The sequence below is a fragment of the Halobaculum sp. XH14 genome (genome assembly GCF_032116555.1).
GTDB lineage: Archaea > Halobacteriota > Halobacteria > Halobacteriales > Haloferacaceae > Halorarum > Halorarum halobium.
Genome location: NZ_CP134949.1, coordinates 688,730 through 706,790, shown reverse-complemented (window position 1 = coordinate 706,790; position 18,061 = coordinate 688,730). Strand labels below are relative to the sequence as shown.

Sequence of the window (18,061 nt, the reverse complement as noted above, 5' to 3'; positions counted from 1 at the left end):
TGGGGCAACACACCAGGAAAAAGCTTCCAGCATCCGTGTCATACCGTTCATCGACGTCCCACGCATTAACCGGTTGGAAGAAATCACCTCTATCAGCATCTTCCCCGCAATACGGACACTTAGCCATACTCGGCGATTGACATGGTCTCCAGAAAAAGCCTGCCAGTAGAAGCCTTCGACACCCTAAGGAAACCCTCAGGGTAAGCGAGGATAAACCCTTTAGAACAGTGTACCATATGGCGAATATATGGGCTCCGACTCAAAGCTGGAACCAGCAGCCGACGTGGAAAAACAGGAAGACAAAGAACTTCGATACGTCCAGTTGACCGGTCACGGCATGGAATACCAGTTCGAAGGGGAGCGCGATGAAATGTACTCCCGTACCGAATTACTGGACATGATCAAACGGCTCCAAGAGGAAGACGGCGGCCTCGAAGAACTACACAGCCAACTCAGAGAATGAGTGAAGAAGATCTCGACCAGGAAACCAAGGAGTACATTGACTACCTGCATGACCGCATCCAGTTCCTCCAGCAGGAGCTCGAAGAATCTGAGAAAACCGTCCTCGAACTCCGGCAAGAAATCCAGTCACCAGGAGGAGACGGGCCGCTGCCCACAGTCGACATCGAGGAATTTCTCGAGAGCATAGAACCCAGTCAAAGAGACTTGGAGGAGTTGAGCGCCGAGGATTTCTCCGAGTTTGGAGACTGGGTGTTCCACGACCCCGAGGAGATCCGCGACGACCCAAGGAAAGCGTTCGAGGAGATGATGAACGCAGCTGAGCAAATTGAGGACCACAACGAGGAAATCCGAGAGGTCAACGACCGCATCCACGAAAACAACGAAGAATGGTTCGGAGACAAATGACCATCGAAGCCTAATCTACCGAAGAGTCTTCACCCATGTCCATCTATCGCACCAGTATATAGAATGGAACCGTCCCAGGATTTCGTCGACAACCATGCGATAATCTTCCAACGACAGGCCGAATTAGAGGTTGAAGACGAGACCCTGCCTGTTGAGATCTCCCTATCCGAAGGTGGCCAACTCAACCTCGAAACCTCCAGAATGGGCTTAGAAACGGAAGGACTGGAAACAGGAATCTACCCAGAGGTCACGGGAACCACTGAACAAGGCGAACAAGTAATCGTCAGCGACCTGTTCTGCTTCGCAGACGAACTACTCTCCCTGAACCCCTCTGTCGTCGAAATCTGCAGTAGTGAAGACCGGGTCATCGAAGGGGAAGAAGTAAATCTTACAGCTGACGTCCTCGGATTCCAGTACAAGGGTACTCCTCGCTTTTCCGATCCTGACGACAGAGTTGACCTCATCGAAAGAACGGGATGGCGGGCCGGAAGCGGAAACACAGCAGACTGGAGCATTTCCGTTAGACCCCTACCCGACTATACTACTCGGGTCAACTCTATCCAGAACTACCAGAACCTGGTCCGCACCGTTCAACTTGATGTATCTATCAGCGGAATCTACGGAGGCCTGGACCGAGTTGGCACGGTCACCGAAGGGCTACTGAACGAAGTCACCTGGCTTTCCACCTACATACAGGGAACGCTGCCCTCCCACTCGAAGCTCGAAATCAGGGAAGAAAACTCAAATCAGCCGGGCTACGTCAGGATCCGCAGCCTACACGGCAACGTCGGAGGATGCTGCAAATCAGGGAATCTTCTGCTCATGGTGGGGCAAGAACTCCCCTTATTCCTGGACCGGGCCTACGACCACTTCCGAGAAAAACAGGAATCCCTCGAACTCAAGAAAATCCACGGCTTCTACGCCGACTCACTCGATCCGAACCGGCCGGTCGACGTCAAGTTCACAAACCTCTGTATAGCAGTCGAGATGCTTGCCGACAGGTACCTAGAGCAAGACCCAGGCGCTACTGCCGACATGATAAGCGGCCTGGTTAATGGAGTCGGAGTAGAGTACCAGGACCTGATCCCGGAAAACGGCAGCCTCATAACCAAATATGGAGACGACATCTACGGACGCGACGACATCACCCCAGAATACTTCTGGTGCCCTGCCCGGAACCACGTCATCCACGGAGGATCCAGCGTCACCACTACAGAGATCAGCCGGGACTACAACGCCCTCCTCATACTCCTCCAACGACTTCTACGAGAAATCCTGCTTGAAGGCAACACCGAAAGCCTACACGGGATGACGGATCTCGAACCGAACGACTTCGTCTCCCGTTGAAACCTCTTTAACGCCCGAATCGCTACCTGGGACGTAAGAGGATGCCGGAGAGGAAAAACCAGCACTACGTCCCCAAGCACTACCTCCGTGCCTGGGCCACAGACGGAAAACTCAACGTTCTACCGCTATCTGCCGGAAATATATTTCCAGATACCACTGACAACGTCTGCTCCCGAAACTACTTCTACGGAAACCCTCCCGTCGTAGAAGACGAGCTGGCAAACCTCGACGGCCACCACGCACATCCATTCAACGAGCTCCGAGATGGAGACGACTTGACTGATCTCTCCCAGCAACGTATCGACCTCTTGCTCTCCTTCATCACCACTCAAAGAACCAGAAGCCGGGCGACAAAGGAGGATATCAAACAGGGCTACGACTTCCTGAAAGACGCCGTCGAAGACGACATGGAAGCCGGCAGGTACGAGGACCGGATCGAGTGGGAAGACGAGTTCAATGAGGAAGAGAAGAAAGAGAAACTGGTTGAACATCAGCTCCTCGGCGTACACCACTTCCTAATCGCCCAGGGTATCTTCGGCTACATCGGGATCAAAGACCTCCATGGAGTGATGCTGTGCAACGTCACCGACCAGGAGTTCATCATCTCCGACGCCCCGATGGTCCTCGACATCCCCCAGTACAAACACCAACTCGGTCTGGTTCCTGCAGGCATGGGCAACCGCGGCCTCCAGATCTACTGCCCTATCGACCAGAACCATATCCTGCTCCTCTACGACTGGGATGTCTACAGGTTCGACCACAACTCCAAGAGGCAAGTCCTGATCAAAGACGAGGAGGTCATTGACGACCTGAACCTACTGCAGTTCCACAACGCCGAGAGCGTCGTCATGTTCAACGACAGCAGCGAAGACTACATCCTGGACCTGTACGACCGGATCGACGAGGTCCGGCAGAGAGAAGAAATCACGACGACACAGGAAACCGAGAACATGGGCGAGTTCGAGATGGAGGAGGCACCGGCCTACCAGGTTCCCAAGACCTCGCCCAGTCTTCCCAGCTGCACGACGATTGACGGAGTCAGGTATACGGAGCGGCGTCCAGCATCTGAATTAGAGAAGGGCCGTCAACTCGTTCACAGCATCTTCAACGAGGTGAACTGGGCGTCTGATGTCGCCGTGATCTACTGCATCAGGCTCCTCGAAGAAACCCTGGACCTATAGAAACCTGCTGTGGAACCGGTTTAGCCGATATAAGATACCCGTCCTCCCTAAAATCTCAATCTCTGTTTGATGAGAACGAGGACTATATGATGGGTCCTGACAACAGCTTCTTATGCCGGTTCTAAAGGAATATGCTGATTCCAACGACAAAGACGGTTACTACGTCCATGCACACGTCTCCGGCTTAAGTCACCCTCTCCCGTTACAGACACCCGAAGTGACGGAAGAGATCTATCGAGAACTGGGATATGAACCGATAAAACCAGGGGATGACGGCGGTGTCAATGTTCCCAAGCACCTGACTTGGACGCTCTTCGACGTCGATCTGCACTGGACAGAAAACTCCGGGCCTCAAGGAGATGCTTCAGACCTTGACTTCGATGATCTCCGAGAGGTCGCAGGTCCGGATCTCACAACGGATGACATTGAGACAATCCTCGATCTTACGGAGGACTACAGGGGTCAGTATCAGTCCCGGGTCAAAGAGCTTCGAGAAGAGTTCAGCGACGATACCGGCGGATCTACCACGCCTGAATCGGGCGGCGGAACTGTACCGTCGGTAGAAAAACTTCTTGAGGAGATGTCGGATGAGCCCAGTTTTGACGACGAAGTAGAGCAGTTACTGGAGGACTGGCAGCCCGACGGTCTCAAACCAGACGACTACGACCCGGACGAAGATGACGGGTTCTTCAGCCAGTACTATACCACGCATTCCGAGTACCGAGAAGCACTGGATTCTGTACCTGATCTGAAGGCTCGTCTGCAGGAATACGAGGATCATCCGTGGAAGGTTCAAACTGTGAAGGCTGCCAGCGGAAACTCAGAGGAAGACAGTAACGGGTTGAGAGTCACGTTCAAGATTGACGACAGCTCCGATATCAACAGATGGAGCTGCATAGACTACCGGACAACGGACGACACCCCTGATTTCAAATTTTCTACCGGGATTAGCAGCCACCGAAGCTACACGTTCGAGGTCGAAGACAACTACATCAGCGACTTCGACATGACGATCACCCACCAGTCAGTGGGCAAATTCGATATCCCGCCTGAGGACTTCTGGGGATACGAAGTCGAGAACCAGGATCCGAACGAAATGATGCACACTCTGATAACTGACTTCCACCACCTAATCCCAGTTATCGAAGAGTTTTTCGACGGTCTCCCATCCTACGATCTCGAATCAACCGACCCGGAGGACCACTCAGTGTATCTCCCTTAGCTGGTCTTATCCTGATCAACCAACCTTCCTTAGAAGATCAAGAACCTCCTTCTCAAATCCTCTACTCGTCTCCATCTGGATTTCCGGGTCAATCCCGAGATCGATATCGACCATGCCAGAATCGAATGCCTCAGACAATCGCACGTTCATGTGTTCCATGCTCTGAGGATAGACTCCGCCAGCTGCGTAGAACTCGTTATCATCTGTGAACCAGTCGATGTAGATTCCTCGGTAATCCAGTGAAACCTCCTCGTCAACTTTGCTCTCCGCATCAGATGAGATCGCAGTTAGTGGGACACTGAAGTAGTACTGCGAGATATGTGCTGTATCCTCGGTAGCTGTCGTTACTGAAGTCTTCATATCCCAAACCCAGGACGTCAACTGGGCGATTAGAGGGCCAAAGGTCGGGATTTGACCAAGGAGCCCCGTCGTTCCCTGTTTAGCTGCTTTACGGTGGAACTCTCCACGGAACTCCATCTCTCCCTGAAGAACCGACTCAGTAACGTACTTCTCGAATGCAGCTTCCGTCGTCCCGTCGATACTGGCGGCTGCTTCCCCTGATTCACTTCCCGTCCACACCTGCTTCGTATCCTCATCCGTTGTTGTAACGTGAGTGGTCCAGATGTGCTTGAGAGGATCCACATCTTCCAACGGAGTTGCCTCTTCTATCTTACCGGGGAGATTGGTTCCGTGAAATGCATTCAGGCCCCACGATGTCTTCTGAACATCCTCCTTGCGACCACTATCGCTGAACGAAGGAATGGTCGGGGTCGGATCCGTGACTTTCCATCCATACTGAGAGAGATCGGTCTGACTGATGCTCGGAGTGGAGGGCTCGGCAGCAACACTGAGAGAAAGACTCGGGATAGCAAAGGCCGATAATGCCCCCTTGAGGAACGTGCGCCTATGCATACAGCTAATCCCTTGTGTAGAGCCGTGAAACTGTTTGGGTCAGAAAAGACCGCGTTACTGGTTACGCAGAGCCCGGAAGTAGTTCACCACAGGACCTCCAAGCCCTAGAGCCGCCAAACCGGTCAGCAGATTTCTAAGGCCGACCAGGCCGAAGATGTCGCCGATAAGGAAGTCGAGAATGATCGAAAGATCGAGGATCAAGGTCAGGTCGATTGCCCCGATTAGTGCGGTGACTCCGAGAACACGGAGGAGGTCAGCTGCAGATACAATCCCGTGATAGTGCCCTATACCGAAGGCCACAACCAGGATTAGCAGTAGGGGAGATACGGCGTCGATCCCCCGGGAGATCAGGCTGGTTTTGTCTCCTCGGTAGTATCCAACAGCGAACTTCCCGGTTTGCCAGAGGTCTTCGGGCAAGCTTCCAGACATTCTTTCCGGTCTTACTGCTGACGTTTTCCGGGTTCCCGCATAAGCTTTGGGCAGATTCTATCGTCTGGATTCGGTTGTGGATTAGATATTAAAAAGTCGTTTTCGCAGGTAGTAGTATATGACAGAAGAGACTCAAGAACGTGTAGATGCCGACGACATACTGGACTCGGTGACGCTGAAAATCGCAAAACTACTGCTTGAAAACCCGAAAATCAAGTACAACAAGACCACGCTGGCAGAGAAAGCCGGAGTCTCCAAAGACGCACTCTACGACCGGTGGGATACCCTGGTCAAAGGCGGCCTCATAGAGAAAGCCGAGGTAGAATCCGAAGTAGACCACTGGCAGCTGAACCAAGACACCTCCTCACCACTTCCCGAGGCACTCGGACGGATAATGTACGTCGTAGGGAACGAGGAGGACAACAGGTGATACAGAGTGAGCGAAGGCGACTACGACGACTACGAGCAAGCGATAGCGTTTGAGGGAAATTTCCAAGGGGAACCTATGATCACCAGAGCCCTGATCTATGGCGACGGCAACATCCAGATACACCAGGGACCGAAGACTGGTGACAACGAGTTCATACCGGACGATATCATCGGTATAGATCGAGAAGAACTCGAAGATATTCTTGAGAAAGCCGAGGAAGTCACCGCAGGTGAGAACGACCAGTGATGACGATGGAGGAAGAGACGAAATCAGTCGTAGCCAGGATGGTGGATATGTGCCAGTCCTGCTCCGACGACGACTTCTGCAAGGAGTGCAGGGAAGACATTCAGTTCTTCCAAGACAAGTCCGACTTCGACGTCACCGAATACATCAAACTATCAGTCCCGGAAGATATCCAGGCAGACCCAACGGAAGAACCGGAGCCGGAAGAAGAAGTCTGGCTGCAGGTCACGGCCTACGAACACACCGTCTACACACCTGCAAACGGGAGAGAAACCGTTCTCAGCTACAACGAGGACGACACCCAGCTCGACGAAGACCTAGAAATCCTCAGCACCTCCGACCTCGTGACCAAGCCGGAGTTCCATCTCTGGCTGGCCGACCTCAAGAAAGAACTCGACTTTGACAATAGCGATGAGGACGAGGGAGCTCGGAAGCTGGTGGAGCAGGCCGCGTTCAACCTCGGTACACACGGACGGCAAATCCTACAGGAAGAACTTGAATCAGAAGGTGGTAGATCTGACTAAAGGAGTTGGGATCAAAGAGATAGAAGGTAAGATCGGCCAAGTCATAGAAAACAAGGAGGTTATTCACTATCCGGCTACTCAGTGCTTGCATGATACTGACTGGTCTGCGATTAGGGTTATAGTAGATGCAGAACCAGATTCACTTTGGAAAAAGAGACTTATCAGAGGCACTCCAGACTGGATTTTCGGTTATTCTAAGGTGTATATAGTCTTGACTCAGAACCCTGATGACTTTGAAGAGGGAGAGCAGGTAAATTTCCGGGTTTTGCCCACATACTATACAGCACCCAGAATAGCAACGGGAGTGATTGTCGTAAAAGCTGACGAGACAAATCTGCAACCAAAAACTCTCTAAGGTGATACACAATCGAGTTAGAAGACGCTGAAATCGACTGGAAGGAAGACTTCGGAAACGACCCACGACTCATACTATACGTCGACGAAATCCCCGACACCAGCGACCTCGAGTTTGAAGGCAGCGAGGAACAGGGGCTATGGTACGCTGAACACGACTCGGGTTACGTCCAGTTCTTCGCCTGGGACGGTGGCCAACAAGACGGGTACAACGGACGCCACTACGAGATCGAAACCGTCGACGGAGAAGAAGTCACTCTGAAAGGTCCGTGGAGCAGCCGCGCCGGAATCATGAACAAGTACGGCTACGGGCCATGCCTCGACGCACTCTACAGGACGGACCCAGAGCAACTCGGCGGCAGATCAGGAGCGATCACATTGGAAGCAGCGGAGGAAGCCATCGACCAGTACGTCGAGGAAGAGGTTGACCTGGAGCGTGTCGAGAAGTTCAGCGGCAACGAACCCTACTACATACCCCAGAAAGGCGAAGGTGATCCTTCCCTGTGAACCTCGACGACGTACAGGATGAATGGGAAGACGCCTACTTTGAAATACTCGACACACTCTACGAAGAAGCCACTCCCGGCCTCGACTACAGCAGCCTGGACCCAGGTGACGCAGTCAGAGACGATCCGCCAACCTACCTACGGCATTATCTCCACGAGGACAAGCAGGAAGAACTGATCGAGGACATCCTCGACGACTACGACATCCCGGAGGATCTGTACTTCGAAGCGAAGAAAGCAGTCTTCCTCTCCGCCGGACCGTCAACGAGTTTGGAAAACGTCGACCGGGCACGGGAAGAGGCCGACCTGGAGCCAGTGTCGGAGATACTGGAAGGTGATACAGAGTGACGTTCAGCTGTATGGATGTGGTTTTACTGGCATATTTTGGAGGAGTCGCGGCGACTCTCTTCGGGTTACATTTACTCAATCAAGGTGAGAATCACCGGTCATAGTAGACGGCAGAGAGGTCGACGGCTACTACATCGCAGAACTCTACACCGGTACAGATCTTGAAGAACCAGTCCTGAAATTCGTCTACTCTGGAGTCCCCGACTACATCCAAAGCCACGAGGACTGTATCGACACCGCCTTGGAGGAAAACCCGGATCTGATGATCTTCCCGGCCACGATCGAAGAAGCTGGGGAAGCACTCGAACCCGGAGAAGGTGATTCGTAGATCGAGGACGGCACCTACGTCTTGGTTGGCTGCGGCCAGCAGAAACAGAATGAACCCGTACCTGCCGAGGATCTCTACACGTCGACGTACTTCCAGCTGAAGAAGCGATACGCAGAGGCCCGGTCACAAATCGGGGAAGACGCCCCGGAAGGGACCACGCCTTGGGCGATACTCTCCGCCGAACACGACGTACTCTGGCCCAGCCTCGAAACAGAACCCTACAACACCACCATAGGAGACCTGGAAGGAGAACCAGCACCAGTCGAACCAGAAGCCTACCAACACACCAGCTATCCCTGGGACGAACCACTCTACAACGACCGGCTCGACTTCTGGACCCGCCGCGTTCACTACGGACTCGCTTCCTGGCTCGGCATGAAATCAGGGTTTCCCGAAGAGAATCCGCACTGCCGCCGATTAATCGTACTCGCCGGCGACGACTACGTCGACCCTCTCAAAGAGAACGATGTGTTCGAACCGTTTCCCTGGGAAACCCGGTTCCCATTCCAGGAGCAGGACTTCTCCGGAATCGGGGAGCAAATGGCCTGGTTGAAGGAAGAGGCCGAGTTCTACGAAGAAACCCGGAACCAAGATACTGAGTCACGGCAATCCTCAGTACGTTCCTACAGAGAACCGGACCTGGATGTACCGGACGTCGACGGACAATCAGACTGGAACGACTGGCTGGAAGGTGGTTAGAGATGCGGGAATGCGTCCGGAAAGGCTGTGACAACGTTACAATGTTCGGCTTGTGCAACTCCTGCAGGGGAGACGACCTGATCCGGTCCAGGTGAACGAGCCAGGTTTATCGACTTCGTGGAGGGAGATGATTTCAGATGAAGGAGTGCAGCGAATGCGGCAACAAAGAACCGGACGACATGGGTATCTGTCCCAAATGCGGAAACCGCGACTTCGACCAAATTGAATAAAAATACCATTGAGAAGAACCCGGATAGGTGACTGTGTATAGGACGTGTAGAATACGACAAAACCCTGAGCGAGCCACTCGGCGGCTCTATCAAACTCAACGACGGCGACTACATCTTCCCCGTGAATCTGCCGCTCGAAAAAGTCAGATCCATCCTTGAAGACCAAGCCGGCGATTACAGTCACGAAGTCAAAGGCAGCACCATGCCCTACTTCTCCATCGACACCGGCAACGATGAACGATATGACCTGCTCTACACGAAGCCGGAAGAAGGCGTGAAAGCAGTCGCACTCTACGACGAAGAACAGGACGAGACAATGGACTTCTGGGAGATCGATGAACTACTGGAGACCGAATAGAACCCGTCGATTTCACTCTTCTTGGTAGTCTCGAAGCTCATCTAACTCCCGGCGTAACCCCGGTAATTCCTCGTCAGAGTTCTCAATCTCCTCCTCGAGGAACTCGATACGATTCTGGATAACCTCGTCCGTAGACTGATGATCCAACGTCCTCTCCTCCTCACCTACACCTGGCTTGTAGGAAACACCGGAATCAGGGTCCGCACTCCTAACAACATTCTCTAACCGGTTCAACGCCTCCTCAGAGCTTCCTAAGACCTCGATGACACGGACAGCTTCCTCAGCTGCTTCACCAATACCTCTCCAGTACTCCTCCCCCGACCTTCTCTCCAACACTCCCTCGTTTTTCAATTCAGCTTGCTGCCGGACCTGCTCAAACTCCTCCTTCGCCCCTTGAAAATCACCTTCCTCCAGTTTCTCCACAGCACTACGCAGCGGCTCAGGCGAAGAACCCCGCATCACTCACTCGTCACGGAGTTCGTCGAGCTCCTCCTTCAACTCCATCAAGTCCTCCTGCGACCGCTTAATCTCCTCCTCCAAGAACTCGATACGATCCTGCACCACCTCATCCGTATCAGACTCCGAGACAGTCTTCTCCGCCTCACCGACACCGCCCTGGTAGGTGATCGCAGAACTGTCGAAAACACGGCCCTCAAACAACTCCTCCAACCGTTTCAACGCCTCCGCAGCGTCTCCCACGTTGTGGAGAATCTGTGTAGCCTCCTCCGCCAAGTCCTCCACTCGTTCCCAGTAACTCTCATCAGTATCCGTCTTCAGTACACCCTGCTTCTTCATCCCTGCCTTGACGTGGAGACGGGCAAACTCATTCCGCGCCTGAACCACGTTCCCGTTCTCCAGTTGCTCGATACCTTCTCGACCGGCCTCAGGCAAACTACCGTTCATACCAGTATCGCCAATAGCACAGTAAACCATATACTACAATAACTATTTTGGTCAATAGGCTCGATAAGCAGACACGGAGAAAAATGCGTCCCCCGTATACCACAATCTTCGCCCCTGAATCCAGTGAAGACGAAATCAAAGAAGCCCGGAAACAGATCCTTGAGGAGATCGCGGAAGCACAGCACCAGAGAGATGACACTGAGTATTTCTACGAGGTCTGGCGGAACATCGAAGAAGCAACCCATCAAGCACTGAACGATGGCGACGACGAACTCTACGACTACCTGAAGAACAACTGGGATCTCATGAAAATCCACGCAGAAAAGAAACTAGAGACGTAGAATATCATGGCCGTCTTCTCTTGGCTCATATACCTCAATATGTAGCTCGCTGCCGTCATCGTACTCGAAAAACTCCTCGCCTCTCTGCTCCAACTCATCGAACGCTACAGTCGTCCAGTCCACGTACTGAGTCTCGCCAAAGAAGTCGTCGACAAACTCGTACAGGTCGTCGACAGCTTCACTGCTGGACTCCTGGAACCGTTCCATCCTCGGATCGAGAATCCTCTGCAGGTCGTACTGACGCGGCGCATCATCGTAACCAGGGCGGACACGGATCTCCACATCCTCCCCTGACTCCAGTGAATCATACAGCTCGTCGCTGATCCACTCGAAGTGTTCCATTTGGTCTTGGTCGAACTCGTTCAGCGCCATTGTAGAAAATATCCGAATCCCGTGTTTAAAACAGTTCAGCCGACCGGTGTCAAGCCTTCCCGGTACTCGATAAACTTCATCTGCGACTCTGACTCAAACGCCAGCGTGCCTTTCTCCTCGTACTCACGGACGTACGAAGTCTCCAAGGCTTCACGCGACGGAATCGGGTCTCCACCCTTGTCCATGAAGATGTCAAAGTCCGGTTCCTCTACAGCCTCACCGTACAGTTCCCGAGGCTCAGTCTCCGGCCACACATCTTTCTCCTGCAGGTACTGCTTGATTTCCTGGTACGATCTACGGGCTGTTTCCCGAGGTGTCAAGTGCCCGTTGTCCTGCCAACCATCTGGCGTCCAATACTCCCAGTAGGCCATCCGCAGCGGCCCATTCCAGTCATATCCAACGATGTTCGCCGGCTCTCGACCGTCCAGAGTTGGCTGAGTCAATGACTGCATAGCCTCATAAGCGTCGATAGGATTGCCGCCCAGGATATGTACGTTCCATCCACGGAACTTCACTGGCCCCAAGTCTTCTGCCTGCACCGAACTCTTCCCGTTCGCATAACCCAGAGTCGTAGTCTCGGCATCCAGGACCTCGAAAGCTGCCTCGCACTTTGGCGCAACGATGAAACGCCGGTACGGGTACTCGTCAGCGAGGTCGTCGATGGTATCTTGGTACTTCTCCGCCTCTTCCCTGGTGTAGGCGTCTCCGATCACCGCGACTCGTGGCTCCCGTTCATGGAACTTCTCAAGCAACCTGTCCAGATCCGGGTCCTCGTAATCATTATCCATGAATCCAGAGGGCAGGTCGACGTTCGTATGCTCCTCCGTAAGCTGGTAACTGCTGTCCTCACGATTTCCCGGAAGAAACCCAGCCTCGAACGCTTCTACAGCAAATGGGACGCGACCCGTACTACAGCAATATTGGAGTCGTTGAGCTTCTCGTAAATCGATTCAGCTACCACCGCGAGCTGTAATGCGGCTCAGAACTTTTTAAGAAGAATCCAAATCATCCTCAACATCTTCAGAAAGAGGCAGATCGCTCAGTTCGATTCCCCGCCTCTCACACTCCTCGAGTACAGCCTCCACGACTTTACAAGCTAAACGACCCATCCTTACAGCCTCCCTTTCTGGTACTCCTGTTCACCGATTACCGTTAGGATCTCTCGGGCCTGATCATCCAGGTCATCCAGCGAGTTCTCCAGCATATTAGCCACTAACTCTGTCTCAGCCTTGCTCTCTGCTTTCTGAACATGATATATCGCTGCCGCCAACTCCTCCAGTGCCTCAGCATCACTCATAGCCTGTAGTTAACCTTTTGCTCCAATAAACCGTTTACTGCGATGTGAAGGACGAGACAATTAGTGACTGCCAGTGGTGCGGCCAGAGACGAGACTTGGACAAAGCTCACTGGTATTATGCAATCGTCAGTGGGGAACAGCTCTTCTTCTGCAGCCTGGAATGCCGCGTCCGCTGGTGTCGAGAAACCGGGAACCCGATGCCCGACAAGGTGTAGAAGTACCAGGGTTCAGCGTCGACGTCCACCAGTACTCCAAGGATTACCGCCGCCTCGGCCCTGGGACTGTCCACGGCTCTCAGGAAGAAGCCTGTCACCAGTCCCCGGCGGCAAACCAGTCTTCTCGATCTCCTCGACTACCCTCCAGATATCGTAACTCGTCCGGCCAAGCTCAGTCTCCCACGACTCAGTATCCAATACAGCGTAGGCCGCCGTGGCCTCGTCCCGTGGCTGCCCGACACTACCCGGATTCAAGACCACGCCTTCCTCGAACTGTTCCACGGCTTGTAGATGGGTATGCCCAAGGACCACAGCATCGTAGCTGTCCAGATATCTCTCGATATCGGAGAAACCGCTGGGGAACACGTACTCGTCAGTGTTCTCTGGGTGGCTGTGAGCCGCCAAGATATCCCCGTCCGCGAGTTCTTGCGTCTCCGGCAACTCCAATAGATACTCGATATCCTCTTCTTCCATCCTATCCTCGGCCAGCTGCAAACCTTTCACCGCTTGCTGATTACTGCCGTAACTTGGGTTCCTGATCTCTCGGTCATGGTTCCCCTGCAGCACGTAGCTACATTCTTCCTGGACCTGGTCCACGCACTCCACAGGGTAGGGATTGTATCCGACGACGTCACCGAGACAAGCGACTTCGTCTACACTCTCCGGCATATCCTCGAATACTGCTTCCAACGCCGGCAGGTTCGCGTGAACGTCCGAGATCAGGCCCAGTTCCATTCCTACCTTCTATTGAGGGAGGCGACCTTTTTCAAGGTCAAGCCTCGACAAGTTCATCCTCCTGCTCAGCATCCTGGAGCTTTCGGTAGATCTTCCGGACGTTCTCCTCGTCGTGAGTCGTGACGTTGTGGATCTCTTCGCGTACCTCGCCTACCTCGTAGTCAGCCTGCCGTGCAGCGTATGCCAGGAGAGCACCTGATGCCACGAGGTTCCCCAGCCCTTTCAGGCCGAAGTACTGGCTGCGGAGTGTCGTGCAGAGGCCGAGCGTCCCGAAGTCCGTCGTGAACTGTAGGTGGCTGACGCAGGGCAGTCCCTTCACCTTCGGTGCCTTCATCGCTTTCTGCCGGTCGCTTTCATCGAACAGATTGGCGATTAGAGCGTTCCTTCGATTACCGGGATATCCCTTCAGGCCCTGGTCGATGCACTCTTCGATCGCTTCCCCGCTCTGCCCCCAGTATCCTCCGTCCAGTTGCTCGATCACACGATCCTCGACCCAGTGGGCTACGGTGTCACCGCCGGTAAGCGGCGACGTCTTGCTGAGTGAGACATCCTCGATAGTGCTGAACTGGTCACCGAGTCGGAGTGCCTGCCGCCAGGTATCGAGCTGGGTATCTCGGTCGCTGGGAACAGCACTCCATTCTGAAACAGGGTCGGTTACTCGCACTGTCAGGGATTGTGGCCGGTGCCGGAGCCACAGGTCAGATGCATCTGCATACGCTTCTACGAAGCTATCACCGACTGCCTCCGTTCGGTAGTTGGCGGTCATGCCGAGAAAGGTACAGGGCCTGGAGGACGATAAAGTTTAACCCGTTTGACAAATGTAGCGGAGGGGAATTTCCAGCTTCACCCCTAGGGTCGCGCGGCACAAACACCGCTAACTTCACACAGAATATAACGAAACCCCTCTGAAGCGAGAGATCGCCAGACCCGAACTTCCGGAATCAATACGGTTCGAGGACATCTCTCTACGTACGGCCAGGTATCTCCCTTCATTACGACCGTCTTGAACCAGATTAAACCCTTTATAAAGAATCGAGTTTCTCCGGTTGTAAAACAGTTGTCATAAGGCGTCCAGTTCCGAGGCTGGCTCCACGGTTTTCCAGATTCGAGCACGACCAGCAATCCTACTCCTCAAGCTATACCGGTAGTCTCGTCGACAAAGGTTCCCTCTCCACAGCTTGGACAAGACTCGCCAACCAGGTCGTTTTCCGAGGTCACGTCCCCACTGCCACACTCCGGGCAGAGCTCCTCATCTTCCTCCCGCTCCAGCTCGAAGACAGCAGCACAATCCCTGCAAGCATAGTACACCATGTAACCCGTCCGCTCCTCAATCAACTCGTCAGAGGCGTCCTCTCCCAACACCTTCCGGATCTGCAAACCCTCACCGGGATGCAGCAGCTTCTCCCGCTCCCCGTCGTCCGTGATGACATACCGATACTCCCCGAAACCACCAGGCATCCAGAAATCACAGGTATCGCAGTAGAACTCTCGGACTCTCATATCACTGGCCAACTCAGGCCGTCTCCTTCAAACGTTGCCTGTTCGTCTACCCTATCTGCAGTTCTCTTATTTGACCGAAGGTAATAGAGAGAATCAGTGATCCCCTCTTCCCTCGAAATCCAGCGGTTGAAAAGCACTCTCGAGGAGAGGGGAGTCCAGTTCTCCGAACAGGGTCAAGGCCTAATCAACCACGCAATCGAACACGGCGACAGAGGGCAGAAGGTCGGTTTCGAGTCCCAGCTAAGGACAGCGAAGGCCATCGTCGACCAAGGAGTCGTAGACCCAGGGGATATCGAGATCGAACCAGACGTCGACAGTGGCGACGTCGACATCCTCGTAGAGTACGAGGAAAAGACCTACCAACTCCAGGTCAAGGCCAAGAACTTCTACGACTCAGACGGATTCTTCCCAACAGCCCACGACAAGGTCGAGGAGTTCTACGAATCCATCAAGGACAGTTCCCACAATGCCGCCTACGACATCCTCTACAAGTCTCCTCAAGACATGCGGGCAGAGGTCACCCGTCTACCATCTGCACCCGGCAGCGCCGCACGCATCCAGTTCAGCCCAGATTTCTACGGCCAGGAACTGATCCAGAACAAGATCCGCAGCACCCTTCGAGGAGCATCCAGCCAACTGGAGACAAGAGAAGACCCGCTTCAATACAACGTAGCGGTCGTCGGAACCCACAGCTTCCTGGCCGCTGGCGACGATACCTACTACCACCTGACGCTGAAGGAACTAAGAGAAAATCCCGGCGACTACCTGAACCTGGATCTCATACTGATCCAAAGCCTCACCATCAACGCAGCAAGAAGATCTGCAGAGGCCCGGCTTCTACCGGTCCGCAACCCGTACATCAAGCCCGACCTCGATACACACATCTTCGGCGACACCGAGGATGTCCAACTTTACAGAATCCGGTTCGCCGTCTTCCCTTACGATATCTCTGAACCAGGTGAGCATACCTTCGGAATCAAGGACGGACGGCTTCACGTCGACGGTCACACCGGCCCCAAAATCATCTAAACCAGGGCTTCACTGATCCAACTCGATCTCTACCGTGCCTTCTTCCTTCAGCTCCCGAGTCTCTTCCGGGGAAAGCAGAAGTGTAGCTCCTACCAGTTCCCCGGTTTGATCCGTAAATTCTGAGATCTCGTGCTTCGTCAGCTGTGATTCTCACCTCCGTCAGTCCTGGCGTACAGGTTGAGTGGTTTGATGAGATCCAAGTATTCGTCCCGGACTTGGTCCCTGGGAATCTTCGTATACAGATCCATGACTTCCCGGTCACCGTCGCCACGGAGATACCGGGTGAAATGGTCCGGCATCCCGTTATTCCGCATTAAGGACGTGAAGATCGTCCTGTAGTAGTGCGGCGTGAACTTGTGGTGCCACCGATCCTCCTCCTCATGCTCCATGACTCCCGCTTTCACTGCTGCTCGGCGTATCTCACGTCTAATCCGTTCTCGTTTCACCCTGCCTCCGTGGATACCTGTGAACAGGTACACCGAGTCATCCGAGGAGACCGCTTGCAACCGGCGGATGGCCTGAATGCTTTCACCGTCTAACGGATTTACGGTTTCATGACCGCCCTTCCTGTCGGTGAACCGTATGAACCCGTCTTCAAGCATCAAGTCCTCTTCCTTCACAGTCAGGACTTCACGGACACGGGCACCGGTCTTCGCCATCAGGATAGCCGCAGCCTTGTCCCTGGGATCAGGGATATTCCGGATAATCTCACGGCCGTTCTCCCATGTCGCGGTCTCCGGACGAGGCCGTTTCTTCTTCGGAATCTCCTCTAACACCACAGCTGCAGGATTACCTGTGATATCTTCGAACCGTGGCCGCTTCATCGCCCAGGTATAGAACGCAGACAACGATTCGATGTACCTCCTCTTCGTGTTCTGCGCTACATCCCTATCGTTCAAGTCCAGAACGTATTCCTCGACGTCCCCAACCGTCACATCGGAAGGATGCACCTCCGGGAAGAACTCGTGGAAGAACCTGGCCGCAGTCCTGCTATACGAGTTCAGCGTTCGACGTGAACTCGACTTGTTCGTAGAGTCTTTGCTGCGAAGCCAGTCATTGATGCACTTGTGCTTGTTCTCGAAGACCCTCCTCTCCCACTCATCTGCGTCCAGCAGGACATCGTACTTGCCAGAGGCCATCTATGCAGCACCCCCGGATTCTTCTTCAGAGAGTTTCCATCCCCAGCCACGCTCGTACTGTACCTCGTTTTGAGCCGCGAGGAAGTACAGCTGGTTTTCCACAGGCCCCAGCAAAACATCATTCAGGATCCCGGACTCTACGATCGTCTGTAGAACCTCCTCTAAGGACTGGTACTGGTCCGTCAGGACTTCCCGCTTCAACGTCTCCGGGTCAAAGCTGACTGCTTCCGCAGATTCAGCTTCCTTCTGCTCCAACCGGTTGCGAAGAGCTTCGACCTCTTCCTCCAGTTCCTGAACACGCCTCTGGCTTCCGTCAGTCTGCACCAGTCCGTGTTGTCGGTAGGACCGTGCCTCGTGGATCAGGTTCTGCAGGTAACGGGATAGGGAGATATCCTGGTTGTCTGCCTCGTCACTCCACTGCTCCGCGACCTCTTTCTCGGGGTAGATCTTTACCGCGCACCGGTCTTCAGAAAGTTTCGCATACTCGTCATTGTCCGTCATGATTCATCGCCTCCGCACCGCCATGTATCTATAACCGGCTCAAAACCTTTT

Annotated in this window: 28 protein-coding genes; 16 read left to right on the top strand and 12 right to left on the bottom strand. The window is 53.8% G+C overall.

Annotated elements, in window-relative coordinates; translation table 11 throughout:
- Positions 1-247: 247 nt before the first annotated feature.
- The 5 genes from RJT50_RS03545 (at position 248) to RJT50_RS03525 (ending at position 4,617) form a co-directional block, all read left to right on the top strand.
- Entirely contained in the window at positions 248-463 is a 216-nt protein-coding gene (locus tag RJT50_RS03545) for a hypothetical protein (protein ID WP_313694142.1), read from the top strand.
- A complete protein-coding gene (locus RJT50_RS03540) occupies positions 460-867 on the top strand; it encodes a hypothetical protein (RefSeq protein ID WP_313694141.1) in 408 nt (135 codons plus the stop codon). Before RJT50_RS03545 ends, RJT50_RS03540 begins: the two co-directional genes overlap by 4 nt.
- 63 nt (positions 868-930) lie before the next feature.
- Complete coding sequence (locus RJT50_RS03535) at positions 931-2,214, top strand: hypothetical protein (protein ID WP_313694140.1); 1,284 nt, start codon at positions 931-933, stop codon at positions 2,212-2,214.
- 41 nt (positions 2,215-2,255) lie between these two features.
- The gene (locus RJT50_RS03530) at positions 2,256-3,395 is read left to right on the top strand and encodes a DUF4238 domain-containing protein (RefSeq protein WP_313694139.1); all 1,140 of its coding nucleotides are present in this window, start codon (positions 2,256-2,258) and stop codon (positions 3,393-3,395) included.
- 112 nt (positions 3,396-3,507) lie between these two features.
- The gene (locus tag RJT50_RS03525; protein WP_313694138.1) at positions 3,508-4,617 is read left to right on the top strand and encodes a hypothetical protein; all 1,110 of its coding nucleotides are present in this window, start codon (positions 3,508-3,510) and stop codon (positions 4,615-4,617) included.
- Between the two features lie 15 nt (positions 4,618-4,632).
- Here the strand turns inward: RJT50_RS03525 and RJT50_RS03520 are convergent, their stop codons facing one another.
- Positions 4,633-5,529 carry a hypothetical protein gene (locus RJT50_RS03520; RefSeq protein ID WP_313694136.1) on the bottom strand — a complete coding sequence of 299 codons (897 nt, stop codon included), beginning with the start codon at positions 5,527-5,529 and terminating at the stop codon, positions 4,633-4,635.
- 54 nt (positions 5,530-5,583) lie between these two features.
- The gene (locus RJT50_RS03515) at positions 5,584-5,958 is read right to left on the bottom strand and encodes a hypothetical protein (protein ID WP_313694134.1); all 375 of its coding nucleotides are present in this window, start codon (positions 5,956-5,958) and stop codon (positions 5,584-5,586) included.
- Between the two features lie 118 nt (positions 5,959-6,076).
- Here RJT50_RS03515 and RJT50_RS03510 point away from each other — a divergent pair, with 118 nt between their 5' ends.
- The 9 genes from RJT50_RS03510 (at position 6,077) to RJT50_RS03475 (ending at position 9,978) form a co-directional block, all read left to right on the top strand.
- Positions 6,077-6,388, top strand: a complete 312-nt coding sequence (locus RJT50_RS03510) for a hypothetical protein (protein WP_313694133.1) — start codon at positions 6,077-6,079, stop codon at positions 6,386-6,388.
- 6 nt (positions 6,389-6,394) lie between these two features.
- Positions 6,395-6,634, top strand: a complete 240-nt coding sequence (locus RJT50_RS03505; RefSeq protein WP_313694132.1) for a hypothetical protein — start codon at positions 6,395-6,397, stop codon at positions 6,632-6,634.
- Entirely contained in the window at positions 6,634-7,155 is a 522-nt protein-coding gene (locus RJT50_RS03500; protein ID WP_313694130.1) for a hypothetical protein, read from the top strand. The genes RJT50_RS03505 and RJT50_RS03500 overlap by 1 nt, the downstream gene beginning before the upstream one ends.
- The gene (locus tag RJT50_RS03495) at positions 7,139-7,510 is read left to right on the top strand and encodes a hypothetical protein (RefSeq protein WP_313694127.1); all 372 of its coding nucleotides are present in this window, start codon (positions 7,139-7,141) and stop codon (positions 7,508-7,510) included. Before RJT50_RS03500 ends, RJT50_RS03495 begins: the two co-directional genes overlap by 17 nt.
- A gap of 290 nt (positions 7,511-7,800) precedes the next feature.
- On the top strand, positions 7,801-8,016 hold the full coding sequence (locus RJT50_RS03490; RefSeq protein ID WP_313694125.1) for a hypothetical protein: 216 nt from the start codon (positions 7,801-7,803) through the stop codon (positions 8,014-8,016).
- Positions 8,013-8,363, top strand: a complete 351-nt coding sequence (locus RJT50_RS03485; RefSeq protein ID WP_313694124.1) for a hypothetical protein — start codon at positions 8,013-8,015, stop codon at positions 8,361-8,363. The genes RJT50_RS03490 and RJT50_RS03485 overlap by 4 nt, the downstream gene beginning before the upstream one ends.
- 349 nt (positions 8,364-8,712) lie before the next feature.
- Complete coding sequence (locus RJT50_RS03480) at positions 8,713-9,390, top strand: DUF6884 domain-containing protein (protein WP_313694121.1); 678 nt, start codon at positions 8,713-8,715, stop codon at positions 9,388-9,390.
- A gap of 137 nt (positions 9,391-9,527) precedes the next feature.
- Positions 9,528-9,620 carry a hypothetical protein gene (locus RJT50_RS18645; RefSeq protein ID WP_425499703.1) on the top strand — a complete coding sequence of 31 codons (93 nt, stop codon included), beginning with the start codon at positions 9,528-9,530 and terminating at the stop codon, positions 9,618-9,620.
- Positions 9,621-9,741: 121 nt separating this feature from the next.
- The gene (locus tag RJT50_RS03475; RefSeq protein WP_313694120.1) at positions 9,742-9,978 is read left to right on the top strand and encodes a hypothetical protein; all 237 of its coding nucleotides are present in this window, start codon (positions 9,742-9,744) and stop codon (positions 9,976-9,978) included.
- A gap of 12 nt (positions 9,979-9,990) precedes the next feature.
- Here the strand turns inward: RJT50_RS03475 and RJT50_RS03470 are convergent, their stop codons facing one another.
- Both RJT50_RS03470 and RJT50_RS03465 read right to left on the bottom strand, forming a co-directional pair.
- Positions 9,991-10,401, bottom strand: a complete 411-nt coding sequence (locus tag RJT50_RS03470; RefSeq protein WP_313694118.1) for a hypothetical protein — start codon at positions 10,399-10,401, stop codon at positions 9,991-9,993.
- A 39-nt stretch (positions 10,402-10,440) separates the two neighbouring features.
- Positions 10,441-10,881 (bottom strand): hypothetical protein, encoded by a 441-nt coding sequence (locus tag RJT50_RS03465; RefSeq protein WP_313694117.1) that lies wholly within the window; start codon positions 10,879-10,881, stop codon positions 10,441-10,443.
- An 83-nt stretch (positions 10,882-10,964) separates the two neighbouring features.
- Between RJT50_RS03465 and RJT50_RS03460 the strand changes: the two genes are divergently transcribed.
- A complete protein-coding gene (locus RJT50_RS03460; RefSeq protein ID WP_313694114.1) occupies positions 10,965-11,222 on the top strand; it encodes a hypothetical protein in 258 nt (85 codons plus the stop codon).
- On the opposite strand, the gene RJT50_RS03455 is transcribed toward RJT50_RS03460, so the two are convergent.
- From RJT50_RS03455 to RJT50_RS03430, 6 genes are all read right to left on the bottom strand, one after another.
- Positions 11,211-11,594, bottom strand: coding sequence for a hypothetical protein (locus RJT50_RS03455; protein WP_313694113.1), 384 nt, complete (start codon positions 11,592-11,594; stop codon positions 11,211-11,213). The two genes, RJT50_RS03460 and RJT50_RS03455, sit on opposite strands and share 12 nt — an antisense overlap.
- Positions 11,595-11,629: 35 nt before the next feature.
- Positions 11,630-12,544, bottom strand: coding sequence for a DUF6610 family protein (locus RJT50_RS03450; RefSeq protein ID WP_313695912.1), 915 nt, complete (start codon positions 12,542-12,544; stop codon positions 11,630-11,632).
- A 161-nt stretch (positions 12,545-12,705) separates the two neighbouring features.
- The gene (locus RJT50_RS03445; protein WP_313694112.1) at positions 12,706-12,891 is read right to left on the bottom strand and encodes a hypothetical protein; all 186 of its coding nucleotides are present in this window, start codon (positions 12,889-12,891) and stop codon (positions 12,706-12,708) included.
- A gap of 227 nt (positions 12,892-13,118) precedes the next feature.
- Complete coding sequence (locus tag RJT50_RS03440) at positions 13,119-13,841, bottom strand: metallophosphoesterase family protein (protein WP_313694111.1); 723 nt, start codon at positions 13,839-13,841, stop codon at positions 13,119-13,121.
- Positions 13,842-13,878: 37 nt separating this feature from the next.
- Positions 13,879-14,607, bottom strand: a complete 729-nt coding sequence (locus tag RJT50_RS03435) for a thymidylate synthase family protein (RefSeq protein WP_313694110.1) — start codon at positions 14,605-14,607, stop codon at positions 13,879-13,881.
- Positions 14,608-14,972: 365 nt separating this feature from the next.
- On the bottom strand, positions 14,973-15,341 hold the full coding sequence (locus tag RJT50_RS03430) for a hypothetical protein (protein WP_313694108.1): 369 nt from the start codon (positions 15,339-15,341) through the stop codon (positions 14,973-14,975).
- Between the two features lie 96 nt (positions 15,342-15,437).
- Here RJT50_RS03430 and RJT50_RS03425 point away from each other — a divergent pair, with 96 nt between their 5' ends.
- On the top strand, positions 15,438-16,370 hold the full coding sequence (locus RJT50_RS03425) for a hypothetical protein (RefSeq protein WP_313694106.1): 933 nt from the start codon (positions 15,438-15,440) through the stop codon (positions 16,368-16,370).
- Between the two features lie 137 nt (positions 16,371-16,507).
- On the opposite strand, the gene RJT50_RS03420 is transcribed toward RJT50_RS03425, so the two are convergent.
- Both RJT50_RS03420 and RJT50_RS03415 read right to left on the bottom strand, forming a co-directional pair.
- On the bottom strand, positions 16,508-17,509 hold the full coding sequence (locus RJT50_RS03420; protein WP_313694105.1) for a tyrosine-type recombinase/integrase: 1,002 nt from the start codon (positions 17,507-17,509) through the stop codon (positions 16,508-16,510).
- Positions 17,510-18,010, bottom strand: coding sequence for a hypothetical protein (locus tag RJT50_RS03415; RefSeq protein WP_313694103.1), 501 nt, complete (start codon positions 18,008-18,010; stop codon positions 17,510-17,512).
- Positions 18,011-18,061 lie beyond the last annotated feature (51 nt).